Source organism: Marivivens donghaensis (assembly GCF_030410045.1).
Taxonomy (GTDB): domain Bacteria; phylum Pseudomonadota; class Alphaproteobacteria; order Rhodobacterales; family Rhodobacteraceae; genus Marivivens; species Marivivens donghaensis.
The window spans coordinates 176,879-192,138 of the sequence record NZ_JAUFRA010000007.1 but is presented as its reverse complement, the minus strand read 5'-3'; the positions used below and the strand labels follow the sequence as shown (position 1 = coordinate 192,138).

Genomic DNA, 15,260 nt, shown 5'->3' with positions numbered 1-15,260 from the left:
GCGGGCGTTTTCGTTTATCCAGCGAGCAGGGCCGCGTTGCCCCCTGCGGCTGTTGTGTCGATGCACAGGTGCCGTTCGTGCGTCACATGACCAAGGTCAGGCATATCCGTGATCAGCGGAATGATCGGCCCCTTACGACGCGCCAGTGCCTCCACATAGGGGCGCGCACCGTTGCCCCACCAGATCGCACCGTGGAACCCGTTCAGCGTGGCGAGGGCAGAGGGCGCCAGTTCACCTTGCACCGCGATCGCAACACCGCCCAAGGCTTCGACCGCTGCGACCTGTGCCGCTACAGCCTCTACCCCTGGACCCATACAGAGGATCGGGCCACGCGGCAGGATAGAGAGCGTGTTGGCCTCACCCGTTGGACCGGGGAGTTCGATCTGACGAATGATGCCATTAGACTTGGCCGCGTTGATTGCGTCTTGGGTATCCGACAGGTCCGCAGCCGTTTCCCAATCCGCGCCCTTTGCTGCCGATTTCGGTGCCGCAAATCGATAGAGGTACTGCGGACCGCCAGCTTTTGGCCCAGTGCCCGACAGCCCCTCACCGCCAAACGGCTGGCTACCGACGACTGCACCGATCTGGTTACGGTTCACATAGAGGTTCCCGACATGGATACCGTCCGCGACTTCTTGGACGCGATTATCAATGCGGGTGTGCAGACCAAAGGTCAGGCCAAAGCCCTTTGCGTTCACCGCATCAATCACCTTTTGCAGGTTCGCCCCCTTAAAGGTCGCGACATGCAGCACTGGTCCGAAAATCTCGCGCTCTAGATCTTCGATCCCGTTCAACTTGATCATGGTCGGCGCGATGAAGTTCCCAGCATTGGGCACGGGCAGTTGATGCAGGACGGACCCATTGGCGGCGTCGATATAGGCGCCGATTTCTGAATAAGCGTCTTGATCGATGACTGGGCCGACGTCAGTGTTCAGGCTCCACGGATTACCAACAACCAGCTCGTCCATCGCGCCCTTAATCATGTCGATCACATGCGGGGCGACGTCCTCTTGGATGTAGAGGCAGCGCAGGGCGGAACACCGCTGACCCGCCGATTGGAAGGCCGAGGCCACGACATCGCGCACCGCCTGTTCAGGCAGCGCGGTCGAGTCGACGATCATCGCATTCAGACCACCTGTTTCCGCGATCAGCGGCGCAGACGGCGACATATGCTTCGCCATGGACTTGCGGATGATCAACGCCGTGTCGGTCGAGCCTGTGAACACCACACCCGCAATCCGTTTGTCCGATGTCAGCGCAGCACCAACTGTGCCGCCCTGCCCCGGCAGCAATTGCAGCGCAGAGGCGGGAACACCTGCTTCGATCATCAGGCGCACGGCGATGGTGGCAACAACAGGCGTTTGCTCTGCTGGTTTCGCCAAGACCGCGTTCCCGACAGCCAGCGCTGCCGCGATCTGGCCCGTGAAAATCGCCAAGGGGAAGTTCCACGGGCTGATCGCGGTAAAGATGCCCCGCGGGAAATGATCTGCCTCTTCGGCCTGATCCGCGTAGTAACGCAAGAAATCGACCGCCTCGCGCACTTCACCAACAGCATCGAGCAACGTCTTGCCTGCCTCTTGGGCAAGGGCCGCAAAGATCAGACCGTAGTTTTCCTCGTAAAGGTCAGCCGCCTTGCGCAAGACCGCCGCACGTTCAGCAACAGGCGCATACCACACCTTTGCATCCGCAATGGCGCGTTCAACGGTTGCGCTGTCAGCCTCGACCACGGTCGCGATGGTTTCACCCGTTGCAGGATTGATCACGGGAACCTCCACGCCTGTGGCTGGCGATACCGTGATTGGGCCAGCGTTGGGCAAGGCCACATCGCGCGCGGCAAAGACCTCTGCCAGCGTTTGTTCATCGCTCAAATCCCAACCCTTGGAGTTTGTGCGACCAGCGCCGAAAATCTCGGACGGGAGGACAAGGCCTGTTGGGGCCGTCGCTGTCTTGACCGCTTCAAACGGGTCGGTCGCGATCAATTCGGGCGAAACGGCCTCGTCCACGATCTGGTGCACGAACGACGAGTTCGCACCGTTTTCGAGCAAGCGACGCACGAGGTAAGCGAGCAGGTCACGATGTGCGCCGACAGGCGCATAAATGCGGCAGCGACCTTTGGTATCCTTGAGCACGATGTCATGCAGACGTTCGCCCATGCCATGAAGGCGCTGGAATTCGAACGGACGACCCTCTGCCATCTCCAGAATAGCGGCAACGGTATGGGCGTTATGTGTCGCGAACTGTGGGTAGATGCGATCGGTGTAATCAAACAGCTTTTTCGCGTTGGAAATATAGCTCACATCGGTCGCAACCTTCGAGGTGAACAGCGAAAACCCGTCGAGGCCTTGCACCTGCGCCAGTTTCATTTCCGTGTCCCAATAGGCACCCTTTACAAGGCGCACCATGATCCGACGGTCGAGGCGTGTTGCGGTTTCATAAAGCCAATCCAGCGCCGCCCCTGCCCGCTTACCGTATGCCTGAACCACAACACCAAACCCGTCCCAACCCGCGAGGCTTTCGTCGGACAGAACAGCCTCAATCACCTTGAGCGACAGAACCAGACGATCCTGTTCTTCGGCGTCGATGTTGAACCCCATCCCTGCCGCTTTGGCCTTTTGCGCAAGTTCCAGAACCACGGGCACCAGTTCGGCAATCACGCGGTCCTCGTGGGCGACCTCGTAACGCGGGTGAAGCGCGGAGAGTTTGATCGAAATCCCAGGGTTCGCTTCAACACTGCCTTTGGTGCACGACGCCGCGATCCCATCGATAGCGTTGGAATAGGCGATCGCATAACGGCGGGCATCCTCTGCAGTCCGCGCCGCCTCGCCCAGCATATCGTAGCTGTAGGTGTAGCCTTGCGCCTCTAGCTTTGCCGCGCGGTCGAGCGCCTTTGCGATGGTTTCGCCCAGAACGAACTGGCGTCCCATTTCCTTCATCGCACGCCCAACGGCGGTGCGGATCACAGGTTCGCCCAGACGTTTGATCGCGCCACGTAGAACACCAGCCATCCCCGGCTTTTCATCGTCGAGCACGCGGCCCGTCAGCATCAGCGCCCAAGTCGAAGCGTTCACCAGCGACGATGACGCTTCACCCAAGTGTTTACCCCAATCCGACGGCGCGATCTTATCCTCGATCAGTGCGTCGATGGTGTCCGCATCTGGCACGCGCAACATGGCTTCGGCCAAGCACATAAGCGCGACGCCCTCGCGGGTCGATAATCCGTATTCGGACAGGAAGTGCTCCATCAGGCTCGGGTCCGCAGAGGTGCGGATATTCCGAACCAAGCCCGCCGCACGCGCCGAGATTTTGGTGCGCGTCTCTGCCGACAAATCGGCCTGCTGGATCAGCGATTGAAGCAGGTCAGCTTCGGGAGCGAATTTCATAGAGCGTGTGAACGCGGTCATGGGCCGTGCAGGCATTGCTGTCACCTAGAATGGAAGTTTCAGCTATAATCCTGTTTTGCCGCGAATTTTGAAATGGGTCTTTTGACTGTATTGATGCTAATTTGCAATCTTTTGACCTGCAAATTTATCAACTTTCAAATCATGACCCCTTTCAGTCCACTTATGACAGTGAATTTTCCCATTTGAAATCTGGCCGCCGAGTCTTTCAAATCACTGCTTATTTCTTCTCGAATTTTTAACCATTTCCCAAAATACTCTGCGAAGGTTCCGCACATTTTTATGAAAATGTTTGGAATTTCCCCGCACTTACTTCGGTTCACTTGCTACATTTACCCCACGGCCCTACCACGGCCCAATTGCGACGCTTTTGGATAGAAAATGATTACACCGATTATACTTTGCGGCGGTTCTGGCACACGGCTCTGGCCGTTGTCCCGTAAGTCCTATCCAAAGCAGTTCGTGCCGCTCGTTGGTGACAAAACCCTGTTTCAAGGTTCAGCCCTCCGCATGACAGGCACCGATTTCGCAGCGCCAATCGTAATCACCAACTCCGATTTCAGGTTCATCGTGACCGAGCAGTTGCAAGAGGTCGGCATCGACCCCGGCGCGATTATGATCGAACCCGAAGGCCGCAACACTGCGCCTGCGGTCCTCGCCGCGGCCCTCTATGTCGCGCGCAAAGACCCTGATGCGGTCCTGCTGGTCGCCCCGTCTGACCACATTATTCCTGATACCAAGGCGTTCAAAGCCGCGATTGAGGCTGGCCTCAGCGCCGTTGACAGCGGTCAACTCGTGACCTTTGGGATCACCCCGACCCATCCTGAAACCGCCTACGGCTATCTGGAACTATCGACCCCATCGGACGGCCAACCCGTTGCGCTCAAACGGTTTGTCGAAAAACCAGACGCCCAACGCGCCGCACAGATGTTGGCCGAGGGGTCGTTCCTCTGGAACGCAGGTATATTCCTCTTCCGCGCCCGCGACATCATCGCAGCCTTTGAAACCCATGCCCCCGACCTGATGGCCCCCGTAACGGCAGCGATTGAAACGGGTCATGTCGACCTCGGCTTCTGCCGCCTCGGGCCTGAGGCTTGGGCGGGTGCCAAAGACATCTCCATCGACTACGCCGTTATGGAAAAGGCCGACAACCTGTCGGTCGTGCCCTTTGACGGTGGCTGGTCCGATTTGGGCGGCTGGGATGCCGTCTGGCGGGAAAGCGACGCGGATACCAACGGCGTCGTCACCTCTCGCGATTGATTGCGCCGACAGCCTATTGCGGTCTGACAGCGACCGACTAGAGGTCGTGGGCATCGGCCTGAAAAACGTAATGGCCATCGCGATGAACGATGCGGTTTTGATCGCCGACATGTCCCGCGCCCAAGATGTGAAAAAAGCCGTCGACGTGCTCAAGGCCAAAGGCTCGACGCAAGCGACCACCTTCCCCAAAGATCACCGCCCTTGGGGCTGGTTCGAAAGCCTCGCCATCAGTGACCGTTTTCAGGTCAAACGCATTCATGTGCACCCCGGTGCGGCGCTGTCCCTGCAGAGCCACCACCACCGTGCCGAACACTGGATTGTCGTGACGGGCACCGCCGAGGTCACCATCGACGACAAGGTCCAATTGGTGACGGAAAATGAATCCGTCTACATCCCCCTCGGCGCGGTACATCGCATGAGAAATCCCGGCAAAGTCCCGATGGTCCTAATCGAGGTCCAGACGGGTGCCTACCTCGGTGAAGATGACATCATTCGATACGAAGATGTCTATGCTCGCGGACAAGGAGCGAAAGGCTAACCTTCATGAAAAAAGCTCTTATTACGGGGGTAACTGGCCAAGACGGCAGTTACCTAGCGGAATTCCTATTGTCTAAAGGCTATGAAGTTCACGGGATCAAACGCCGTGCATCATCCTTTAACACCCAGCGCGTCGACCACATTTACGAGGATCGACACACCGACAATGCGCGCTTCAAACTGCACTATGGCGATCTGACGGACACGTCGAACCTGACCCGCCTGATCCGCGATATTGAGCCCGATGAGATCTATAACTTGGGCGCACAGTCCCATGTGGCTGTGTCGTTCGAAGCACCTGAATATACTGCGGATGTCGACGCCATGGGCACGCTGCGTATCCTCGAAGCGATCCGTTTCCTAGGCCTCGAGAAAAAGACGCGGTTCTATCAGGCCTCGACCTCTGAACTCTTCGGCCTCGTCCAAGAAACCCCGCAGCGCGAGACGACACCGTTTTACCCGCGTTCGCCCTACGCGGTGGCGAAAATGTATGCCTATTGGATCGCCGTGAACTACCGCGAAAGCTACGGCATGTATGCCTGCAACGGCATCCTCTTTAACCATGAATCCCCGCGTCGTGGTGAGACATTTGTGACCCGCAAGATCACCCGCGGATTGGCGAATATCGCGCTCGGCCTCGAAGATTGCCTCTACATGGGCAACATCGACAGCCTGCGCGATTGGGGCCACGCCAAAGACTACGTGCGGATGCAGTGGATGATGCTGCAACAGGAGACGCCAGAGGATTTCGTGATCGCGACAGGCGTTCAGTATTCGGTACGCGAATTCATCACGTGGACCGCCGCAGAGCTGGGCATTTCGGTCGAGTTCACAGGCAAAGGCGTCGATGAGGTCGCGACTGTGACAGGGATCAACGGCGACTTGGCCCCCGCGCTGAAAGTGGGTGACGTGATCATGCGTATCGACCCGCGCTACTTCCGCCCCGCAGAAGTTGAAACGCTATTGGGTGATCCGACCAAGGCCAAGAAAGTGCTCGGCTGGGTGCCCGAAATCACCGCCCAACAGATGTGCGCAGAGATGGTCGCTGAGGATCACAAATCCGCGCGGCGTCTGCAACTACTCAGGGAATACGGGCTCGAACTGCCTGTAGCACTGGAGGGCTGACATGACCTACGATCTGACGGGCAAACGTATCTGGGTCGCGGGGCACCGCGGCATGGTCGGCGGCGCGGTCGTGCGGCGTCTGGGGTCCGAGGGCTGCAAGGTCATCACCGCAGGTCGTGACGTAGTCGATCTGGTGGACCAAAAGGCCGTCCACGATTGGATGAAAGCGACAAAACCCGACGCAATCGTGCTCGCTGCCGCGAAGGTCGGCGGCATCCACGCGAACGCCAGCTATCCCGTGGATTTCCTCTACGAGAACCTGATGATCGAGGCGAACATCCTCCATGCCGCCCACGAGGCCGATGTGGAGCGCCTTCTGTTCCTCGGCTCTTCCTGCATTTACCCAAAGTTTGCGGATCAACCGATCCAAGAGGCCAGCCTCCTCACGGGTGTATTGGAGCCGACGAACGAATGGTATGCGATTGCGAAAATCGCGGGCCTCAAACTGGTTCAAGCCTACCACAAACAACATGGCCGCGACTGGATTTCGGCCATGCCCACGAACCTCTACGGTCCGGGCGACACCTACGATCTAGCGACCAGCCACGTCCTTCCTGCGCTATTGCGCAAGTTCCACGAGGCCAAAGAGCGTGGCGACAAAGAGGTCGTCGTTTGGGGCACGGGCACTCCGCTTCGCGAGTTCCTGCATTGTGATGATCTGGCTGACGCGCTGGTGTTCCTGCTGCGCAACTATTCGGGCAACGACCACATCAACGTGGGGTCTGGCGTTGAGGTCACGATCAAAGAACTAGCCGAAACCATCGCAGAGGTCGTCGGCTATGACGAGGCCCTGACGTGGGACACCACAAAGCCCGACGGCACCCCACGCAAACTGATGGACAGTTCCCGCCTGCATGCGTTGGGCTGGAACAACGTGCGTGATCTCAAAGAAGGGATCGCGCAGACCTACGCGGATTGGATCGCCAATGGCTAGGGTCGCTTCAAACGATGTGATCTATGACGTCCTCGGCGTGCCAATCACCGCGACAAACCTCCAATCCGCCGCTGACCGCATTCATGGATGGAAGGGTGGGCAGTCCCGCTATGTCGGCTGCCGCGATGTGGCGAGCCTCATGGTCATGGCAGAGACACCTGACCTGCTGGCGATTGCGAAAAACGCGGCGATGAACGTGCCCGATGGCGCACCTGTCGCGCTTCTTGGGCGGATCAAAGGCCATGCGGTCAGCCGTACCTGCGGCCCTGACCTCATGGAAAAACTACTCACCGATCCCGCCTATCATGACCTGAAACATTTTTTTTACGGTGGCAAAGACAGGATCGCTGAGTTGCTTGCGCAGAGGTTTACAGCCAAAGGCGCCCAGATCGTCGGAACCTATTGCCCGCCCTTTCGCCCTCTGACGCCGACCGAAGACGCGAGGATCATTGCGCAAATCCACAACAGCGGTGCCGACGTCGTTTGGGTCGGGATTTCGTCGCCAAAGCAAGACATCTGGATGGCGGAACACCTTGGGCGCATCAACGCAACGATGATCGGAGTGGGGGCCGCGTTCGATTTCCATTCTGGTGCCGTTGAACGTGCCCCAAAGTGGATGCAACGCGTTGGATTGGAATGGTCGTTCCGACTGCTTCAGGAACCTCGCAGGCTGTGGCGGCGGTATCTCATCCTCGCCCCGAAATTCGTGTTTCGCGTCCTGACCACAAACATAGGGACAGCATAACAATGTCCAGTCTGTCAGGGTTACGCGTTGTTTTCGCCACCACCGTCCTACCCGATGAGCGGGCCAATGGCGGTGAGATTTGTTCGCAGGAATTCATCGACGTTCTGCACGACAATGGCGCCGAGGTCAGGGTCGTTGGATATGAACGGGTGGGTCGCGGCCCGCTGCCCCCCGATCCATCGGTCTATTCTGCTGGGCCGTGGTTTATCGAGATGGCCGATGCTGGTTGGCGCCGTTTTATATGGCTGGCACAGGCGTTCCTCACCCATGCACCTTTTACCCAGACCAAGTTCAAAAGCACCGCCTATGTCCGCGCGTTGCGAAACGCGCTGGGTGACGGGGCCGACGTCCTAATCATCGACCACGCGCATATGGGTTGGGTCGCGGAATTACCCGACCTGCCCGCTCGCAAACTGTTCATCGCGCACAATTTGGAACATTCGCTCTATAATGATATCGCGCAGAACGGTTCGACGGCAAAACGAGCGATATATGGCCGTGAGGCACAGTTACTCATGGCCAAAGAGGCGACTCTGGGGGCCGAATGCAGCGCCACGGTCACCCTATCCAACGCGGACCGCGATGGCCTTGCCCGTTTGGGCGTCCCCGCCGACAAGATCACCGTCATCGACCTGCCTGGACAAGCGTTCGACCTGACCCAGCCCGTGCAGCCGAAAGCCTATGACATCGGCCTCATCGGAAGCTGGCAGTGGGACGTAAACCGCCAAGGTATCCTGTGGTTTCTCTCCAACGTCTTACCCCATCTGCCGAACAACCTGACCGTCGCCATTGCGGGCAGTGGTTCGGAGACGTTGCCAACCAACGATCCCCGCGTGAAGAAACTGGGGCGCGTTCCCGACGCGGGGCAGTTCATGCGCGCTTGCCGAGCACTCGCTGTCCCGACGGTGATGGGATCGGGCATTCAACTCAAAACCATCGAAGGCATTTCGGTTGGCGTCCCGATGGTCGTCACGCCCTTGGCCTTGCGCGGGATCGATGACGCGCCATCGCATGTCCGAGCCGCTCAGACCGGCGTCGAATTTGCGGCGGCCCTGACCGAAGCGATGACCTCCACCCCAACGGAGATCGACCCCAAATGGGCCAGCCGCCGCCATGAGCGATTCCGCGAAACTCTGCTTTCGGTCTTCGAACAGATCGGGGGCGCGGCATGACACAGAACATTCTGATCAATTCGCTCCCCAAGAGCGGGACGCATCTGCTGGAAAAGGCGCTCATGGTCTTGGGTGGCGCGGCGCGCGAAAATGGGCGAACCGTTCTCGAACGGGCGACAGATAAGATCGGTCTCACACCGCCACCCTTCCTCGACCGTCGAACTGCAGGGCGTTGGGGAAGGCTGCGCGGCTACGGACAGCGCGATCAGAGCGTGCATCCCACGGACGTTCCCGTCGGGGTCTTTTCGCCCTATTTCGTTCCCCGCTCCGTGTTCGAAAGCTGGCTCCGAAACCGTCCGCTAACCTCTTTTGGCAAAGCACATGTGCCTTTCAGCCCCGCCGCAATGGAGGCCTTTGACGTCACTCAGACGAAGGCCATCACCATTCTGCGTGACCCTCGCGCGGTGGCGGCCTCGATGATCCCCTATGTCTTGGATGCGCGGAACTGGAACCATTATTTGCGCCCCTTTTACGAGACCCTGACCGAGGACGAACGCGTCAATTTCACCATTTACGGCGGATACGCCAATCCGCCAGGACTGGCTGTCAAATCGCTAAATGACGCGTTCGAGAGCGTGCTAAATTGGGACCAACATGTCGGCACCCTGATCATCAAATTCGAAGACCTCGTTGGACCCCAAGGGGGCGGCACCACCGACGCACAATCGGCGTGTTTTCAGGCCATTGCCGCGCATCTGAAACTCCCTATGACCGATGATCTCTGGGCAAAGGTGAGCCAAGTCTTTGACCCGTCCTCACCAACCTTTCGCGGGGGACGGATCGATGGATGGCGGGATCGGCTGACGCCAAGCCAAATCGCGCGAGTTGAGGCCTCTCTCAACCCTGCTCTGATGCGACGGGCGGGATATGACGACTGAGAAAACAGCCATAAAAGGCAGCATGATCCTCGCCATTGCCCGCGTCGGCACCATGGTGCTCGGCTTTGGGATCAATGTGCTTTTGGCGCGCGTTCTGCCCATCGAGAGCCTCGGCACGTATTTTCTTTTGACGAGCTTTGCTCAAGTGGCGGCCTTGATTGCGCTCGGAGGGTTTAACCAAAGTACGGTGCCAATGCTGTCGGGGTCTGACCGTGGTTGGCCTGTCATACGGGGTAGCGGGCTGTTCCTTATCCTCTCGATCAGCGTTATTTGCGGCGTTGCGATCCTGTTCGCGCCTTTAGTCCCGATGTCAGACGGGGCCGTGCCCTACATGGCGATCCTGCTTATTTGGATTATCGCCCGCGCAACAACCCAAGCCATTGCCCATACACTACGCGCCTTCGGACGTATGATCGACTTTGGCCTGCACGAAGTGTTTTCGTTCAACCTTATGCTGTTCATCGCCTGCGCTTTGGCCTTCTTCCTCGGACAAACCCCCGACTTAACGCAGATCGTGTGGATCACGGCGATTGCTGCTGCGCTCTGTGTTCCGTTGTCCTTCGCCAGCCTTGTCCCTGCCTTGCGGGCGCTGCCGAAAATGCGAGGGATCGACTTTGCACCCGTGGCTAAAACCAGCCTGCCGCTCGCGATTATCGTCATCGCGAATACGGCCCTGTCAGAGGCACACCTGTGGATCGCAGGCACATTGGGCGACACGGAAGCGGTCGCATTGTTCGAGGCTGCCTTGCGCGTCATGCGGTTGCTGGCGCTGCCGCTCATGGCCGTTAACATGGCCATCGGACCACAGATCGCACATCTCCGGAAGGCCGGTGAAACGGTTCCGCTCGAAAGGCTTTTGCGCCAGTCAGCGACGGTGATTATGGCAATTTCGCTTACCGCGATGAGCGGTTTGGCAGTAGCTGGCCCGTCTGTCCCAAGCCTCATTTTCGGGGATGCCTTTGCCGCCGCTTGGCCAGCATTCCTCATCCTTTTGGTCGGGCAAGCCGTCAATGCCACGACGGGATCGCCGATGCTGTTGATGACCGTCACAAACGGGCAGCGGGTCGCCATGATCTTTGCGATCGTCACGAGCGTCTTGGGCATCAGCGTGTCACTCATCCTCGGACAAATCGATCCACTATGGGGCGTCGCCATTGGGGCCAGCGTGACGGTGATCGTCCAGAACCTACTGGCGGTTTGGTATTGCGCGACCCGCATGGGGATCAAGACATACCCCACCCTGCGCTTTGGTAAGGAGCTGTTCTGATGGCTGTGAAACCGGTATTTCTGCTCTCCCTTCCGCGATCTGGGTCCACCATGTTGCAGCGGGCCTTGGGGCGGCATCCGAACATCGCGACACTATCAGAGCCGTGGTTTCTTTTCGGCCTGATCCCACCCACCGCGATCGACGAAGCCGTCGCAACCTATGAGTATTCCACCTATCGCATGGCGATTGAGGACCTCACGGCGGCGCTCCCCAACGGGGTGGACGATTGGAATGACGCCATGCGCAGCGCAGCGCAGGTGATCTATGACCGTCTCTGCCCTGACGATCAGGCGCTCTTCTTCCTAGATAAAACGCCGCGCTACGCTTTGGCACCCAAAGCCGTTACCGCGTTGTTCCCTGATGCCCCCGTGATCATCTTGTGGCGCAATCCGCTGGCCATCGCTGCGTCTATGATGACGACGTGGAGCAAGGGTCGATGGAACCTGTTTCGGTTCAAACAGGATTTAGACATCGCCCTCCCCCGCCTCATCGACTTTGCACGGGCCAACGATTCCGCGCTGACGATCCGGTACGAGGAAGCCTCCGCGAACCTCGATGCAGCGACGGCTGCGGTCTGTGATCACCTTGGCATCGCCAGCGCGAACTCGAGCGAAAACACCGACGTCACGCTCTCGGGGCGCATGGGGGATCCGACGGGCGGGATGAAGCAGGTCGCGGCGGATGATCGATGGAAGGCGATGTATTGCAACCCGCTGCGCCGGTGGTGGGCGCGGCGGTATCTGGATCGGATCGGGCGGGATGGCTTGGCCGTGATGGGCTATGATATCGACACGCTGAAATCGGAGCTGAAGACCTGCACGGGTGTTTTCAGGTATCTCGGCACGGACCTGTTGTTGATGCCATGGGGGATGCTGCGGGCGGTGTTCGTGCTGCCCTTGATCGGGCGACAATTGCGCCGACTGTTCGCGGGCCAGCCCGTGACGGAGGTCGATTGATGCAGGCTGCCCTAACACAGGATCACGCCCCTTCAGTCGGACTTGGGGCGCGGCTGATTTATACCTCAGTTCTGTTTTTGCTCGCTATGGCAGTGGACCCGACGGATAGCGGTCTGGGCCTGCCGCTGACGTTTCAGTTCCTGCCTGCACTCATCGCGATTTTCGGCGGTGCGGCCTATCTGGCCCAAGGCTTCCGCCCCGTCGGGGGCATCATTTGGCAAGACATCGCCTTTGCTGTTTTGATCACCATGATCACCCTCGGCGGCGCGTCAACGAGCTATGTGACGGGCAATACCGCCGACAGCTTTCTGCGCCTCGCCCTCTCAGCACTGAGCTATATTCCAATCCGCATGATGGCGAGCGTGCCTGAGGACCTCGATTGGTTCATGCGCAAACTGACGTGGCCTGTGATTGTCATCGGCCTCCTGATGTCGGCGCAGCTATTCTACTGGCAAACCGTCGGCCCGTTTCTGACACAGCGGTCGGGCATTAACCATATTTTCCATGAAGAGGTTTTCCTCATTGGCGTAGCGACAATTGTTGCTGCGATTGGCTTGGCAGATCGCCCTATTCTAAGGGTGATCATCATGGCTACGCTGATTTTGGGGCAGTTTTGTACCTTTAAAATCACGGGCTTCCTGACGGCCTTTGCCACCATCGGCATCCTGCTTTTGATCCCGATCCGTTGGGTGAGCCAAACCCCGAACCGCTCTGTCGTGTTGCGATTTCTCAGCATAATTTATGCACTGATCGGTGTCGGCATTTTTCTAACTTGCCTTCCGATGTTCGTTGATCACCTGCCGTCGGGCAGTCGATCAGTCAGGCTCTACACCTACGCAATACGCTGGCAGGAATTCCTCGATGCGCCAGTCTTTGGGGCGATGTTTCATGGATCCCCGCTCGTGCCAGTTCAGCGGCAAAACCTGATCATCCCGAGCCACAGTGACCTCCTCGACCTCCTCGCTTTTGGCGGCACGGTCGGGATGCTCGCGCTGGCGCTGCCCGTTCTATCGTTTGTTTTCAGCATCTTCCGCCTCAGACTCATGACTTCGGAGCGACTGGTCGCGCTGTTTAGCTACAGTCTCGTCGTGATGCTGGTCATTGTGATGGCGTTTAACCCCGTTTGGCTCCAACCCAAGATGGGTGGTTTTTTGTGGATGGGGTTCGCGGTCATGGCGGGTGTTCTGTCGCGTTCATCCTTTAACTCGAGGTCCGTTGCACCATGATCCCTACCATCGCCGTCCTTTTAACCTGTTTTAACCGTCGCGCCAAAACGCTCGCCGCGCTTGAGGCACTGTTCAAACAAGACGGCGCTGGGACGACGTTTGCGCTGAATGTGTTTCTGGTCGATGATGGCAGCAGCGATGGCACAGGCGATGCGGTGCGTGGGGCCTTTCCACAGGTGCATGTCATTGATGGCACGGGTGATCTCTATTGGAACGGTGGAATGCGGCGGGCGTTTGAGGGAGCATTAGAGCAATCGTTCGACTACATGCTTTGGCTCAACGATGACACTGATCTGAACAATGATGCGATCCTTCGGTTGCTTGAGACTACGCGGCTGCTTGCAGAACAGGGAAAAGACAAAACAGCCGTCTTTGGATCGACCTGCGATCCGCAAACGGGGGAGCTCACCTATGGTGGTTTTCAACGGCGAAAGGGGCCGATTTTACGATTGCAGCACGTTGGCCCTGACCAAAACCATCCGTGCGAAGTCACCACGATGGCAGGCAATTGCGCCCTCGTCAGCAAGGCTGCCGTTGATGCGGTTGGAAACTTAGAGCCTCGGTTTTTCCATGCGTGGGGCGATGTGGATTACGGGATGCGGCTGCGCGATGCGGGGGGGAGCGTTTGGCTCGCGCCTGGGTATTTGGCCCAGTGCGACCCGAACCCCGCCGCGCAACGGTGGCGCGACGACCCCAGCCTGAGCCTGCGGGATCGCCTAGCGCACCAGAACTCTTTTCGGGGACTTTATCCCCCTGATTGGCTGTTGTTCATGCGTCGACATGGCGGGCTACTGTGGCCGTTGGCGTGGGCCATTCCCTATGTCCAACTCATCACCCGCCACCTTAGGTTCAAGCTATCGGCGTAAGCGTTACATTCTGAATACGACGCGCCGTCGGGGCGAGGTCATAGCCAGTTGCCACCGTCACTCCGTTGCGGGTTTCGACGCCACCGCCGTCATAGGTCAGCACAATGTCATATATCCCGTTCCAACCATTGAGCGTGACACTTTCAGCAGCGCGGGAGGTTGGGACATAGCTCGTGCCTGTCCCGATCTCGACCTGAACACCCAATGCGACGACGGTTTCGCCTGCGGTCGCGCTAAACGGCCCAATGCCAAACTTGCCAGAGGTGCTACCCGCGTTCGGGGTAAAGGTGTAGGACACGGTATAGACCCCGCCCCCAAGCGCAGCATTGACGATATCAGTAATCGCCCCCGCAGCAGCGCTATGCACACCCAAGGTGCCGACTGTGCCAGACAGCGAGCTATCGACGCCCGCATCCACGTTCCGCAATGAAAGGAACATCGCGCCCGACGTGCCAGCCATATACCAGACACGCACACGGAGGTTCTGGCCCGCAGACCAGCCGTCCGTATCTGCCTGAAGCCGATGCCACTTTGCCCCGCTGCCAGCGACCGACATACCAGAAAAATACCCTAACGCATTCAGCGATAGTGGCGTCGATGTTGACACAAGATCGGCCCAATCGGTGAGGTTCGGCTCTGACCCGTGGACAAGGTTGGTTGACGCGGGTTCAACCAACAGTCCCCGTGGGGCGAGCGTTTGGGGATCATAGTCGAAACGTGGTTGGTCATTGCCCACAACCTCGAGCGCTCCGGCAGGGTTGATACGCGTGCCCGAGGACGCACGCGAAAGCGCAACGCCCGCGGGGAGGCTTTCGGTCAGAAACGACAGCACGATAAGACCATTACCCGCAATTGCAGGGCGCTGCCCCAATTCAGCGATCGAAAATCCCAGCATG

The 15,260-nt window shown here is 58.6% G+C and carries 11 protein-coding genes and 1 pseudogene; 10 read left to right on the top strand and 2 right to left on the bottom strand.

Features of this window, described 5'->3' with window-relative positions:
* Window positions 1-14: 14 nt before the first annotated feature.
* Window positions 15-3,416, bottom strand: coding sequence for a bifunctional proline dehydrogenase/L-glutamate gamma-semialdehyde dehydrogenase PutA (putA, locus tag QWY83_RS12660; protein WP_249946980.1), 3,402 nt, complete (start codon window positions 3,414-3,416; stop codon window positions 15-17).
* Between the two features lie 363 nt (window positions 3,417-3,779).
* Here putA and QWY83_RS12655 point away from each other — a divergent pair.
* From QWY83_RS12655 to QWY83_RS12610, 10 genes and pseudogenes are all read left to right on the top strand, one after another.
* Window positions 3,780-5,196: pseudogene (locus tag QWY83_RS12655) on the top strand (mannose-1-phosphate guanylyltransferase/mannose-6-phosphate isomerase).
* A gap of 5 nt (window positions 5,197-5,201) precedes the next feature.
* Window positions 5,202-6,320: a GDP-mannose 4,6-dehydratase gene (gene gmd / locus QWY83_RS12650; protein WP_249946979.1), complete on the top strand. Its 1,119-nt coding sequence runs from the start codon at window positions 5,202-5,204 to the stop codon at window positions 6,318-6,320.
* 1 nt (window position 6,321) lies between these two features.
* Complete coding sequence (gene fcl / locus QWY83_RS12645) at window positions 6,322-7,254, top strand: GDP-L-fucose synthase (RefSeq protein WP_290246002.1); 933 nt, start codon at window positions 6,322-6,324, stop codon at window positions 7,252-7,254.
* A complete protein-coding gene (locus tag QWY83_RS12640; protein ID WP_249946978.1) occupies window positions 7,247-7,999 on the top strand; it encodes a WecB/TagA/CpsF family glycosyltransferase in 753 nt (250 codons plus the stop codon). The genes fcl and QWY83_RS12640 overlap by 8 nt, the downstream gene beginning before the upstream one ends.
* 2 nt (window positions 8,000-8,001) lie before the next feature.
* Window positions 8,002-9,171 (top strand): glycosyltransferase, encoded by a 1,170-nt coding sequence (locus tag QWY83_RS12635; protein ID WP_249946977.1) that lies wholly within the window; start codon window positions 8,002-8,004, stop codon window positions 9,169-9,171.
* The gene (locus QWY83_RS12630) at window positions 9,168-10,049 is read left to right on the top strand and encodes a sulfotransferase domain-containing protein (protein WP_249946976.1); all 882 of its coding nucleotides are present in this window, start codon (window positions 9,168-9,170) and stop codon (window positions 10,047-10,049) included. The genes QWY83_RS12635 and QWY83_RS12630 overlap by 4 nt, the downstream gene beginning before the upstream one ends.
* Window positions 10,039-11,316 (top strand): lipopolysaccharide biosynthesis protein, encoded by a 1,278-nt coding sequence (locus QWY83_RS12625; protein WP_249946975.1) that lies wholly within the window; start codon window positions 10,039-10,041, stop codon window positions 11,314-11,316. Before QWY83_RS12630 ends, QWY83_RS12625 begins: the two co-directional genes overlap by 11 nt.
* Entirely contained in the window at window positions 11,316-12,272 is a 957-nt protein-coding gene (locus QWY83_RS12620) for a sulfotransferase family protein (RefSeq protein WP_249946974.1), read from the top strand. The genes QWY83_RS12625 and QWY83_RS12620 overlap by 1 nt, the downstream gene beginning before the upstream one ends.
* Window positions 12,179-13,498 (top strand): O-antigen ligase family protein, encoded by a 1,320-nt coding sequence (locus QWY83_RS12615; protein WP_249946973.1) that lies wholly within the window; start codon window positions 12,179-12,181, stop codon window positions 13,496-13,498. The genes QWY83_RS12620 and QWY83_RS12615 overlap by 94 nt, the downstream gene beginning before the upstream one ends.
* Window positions 13,495-14,364, top strand: a complete 870-nt coding sequence (locus QWY83_RS12610; protein ID WP_249946972.1) for a glycosyltransferase family 2 protein — start codon at window positions 13,495-13,497, stop codon at window positions 14,362-14,364. Before QWY83_RS12615 ends, QWY83_RS12610 begins: the two co-directional genes overlap by 4 nt.
* On the opposite strand, the gene QWY83_RS12605 is transcribed toward QWY83_RS12610, so the two are convergent.
* Window positions 14,348-15,259: a phage head spike fiber domain-containing protein gene (locus QWY83_RS12605; protein WP_249946971.1), complete on the bottom strand. Its 912-nt coding sequence runs from the start codon at window positions 15,257-15,259 to the stop codon at window positions 14,348-14,350. The two genes, QWY83_RS12610 and QWY83_RS12605, sit on opposite strands and share 17 nt — an antisense overlap.
* Window position 15,260 lies beyond the last annotated feature (1 nt).

Bases quoted from the DNA above. Each gene is read 5' to 3' on its own strand.
- putA (WP_249946980.1), bottom strand. From the start codon at position 3,416: ATGCCTGCACGGCCCATGACCGCGTTCACACGCTCTATGAAATTCGCT.
- QWY83_RS12610 (WP_249946972.1), top strand. From the start codon at position 13,495: ATGATCCCTACCATCGCCGTCCTTTTAACCTGTTTTAACCGTCGCGCC.
- fcl (WP_290246002.1), top strand. From the start codon at position 6,322: ATGACCTACGATCTGACGGGCAAACGTATCTGGGTCGCGGGGCACCGC.
- QWY83_RS12640 (WP_249946978.1), top strand. From the start codon at position 7,247: ATGGCTAGGGTCGCTTCAAACGATGTGATCTATGACGTCCTCGGCGTG.
- QWY83_RS12625 (WP_249946975.1), top strand. From the start codon at position 10,039: ATGACGACTGAGAAAACAGCCATAAAAGGCAGCATGATCCTCGCCATT.
- QWY83_RS12615 (WP_249946973.1), top strand. From the start codon at position 12,179: ATGGGGGATGCTGCGGGCGGTGTTCGTGCTGCCCTTGATCGGGCGACA.
- QWY83_RS12630 (WP_249946976.1), top strand. From the start codon at position 9,168: ATGACACAGAACATTCTGATCAATTCGCTCCCCAAGAGCGGGACGCAT.
- QWY83_RS12605 (WP_249946971.1), bottom strand. From the start codon at position 15,259: ATGCTGGGATTTTCGATCGCTGAATTGGGGCAGCGCCCTGCAATTGCG.
- gmd (WP_249946979.1), top strand. From the start codon at position 5,202: ATGAAAAAAGCTCTTATTACGGGGGTAACTGGCCAAGACGGCAGTTAC.
- QWY83_RS12635 (WP_249946977.1), top strand. From the start codon at position 8,002: ATGTCCAGTCTGTCAGGGTTACGCGTTGTTTTCGCCACCACCGTCCTA.
- QWY83_RS12620 (WP_249946974.1), top strand. From the start codon at position 11,316: ATGGCTGTGAAACCGGTATTTCTGCTCTCCCTTCCGCGATCTGGGTCC.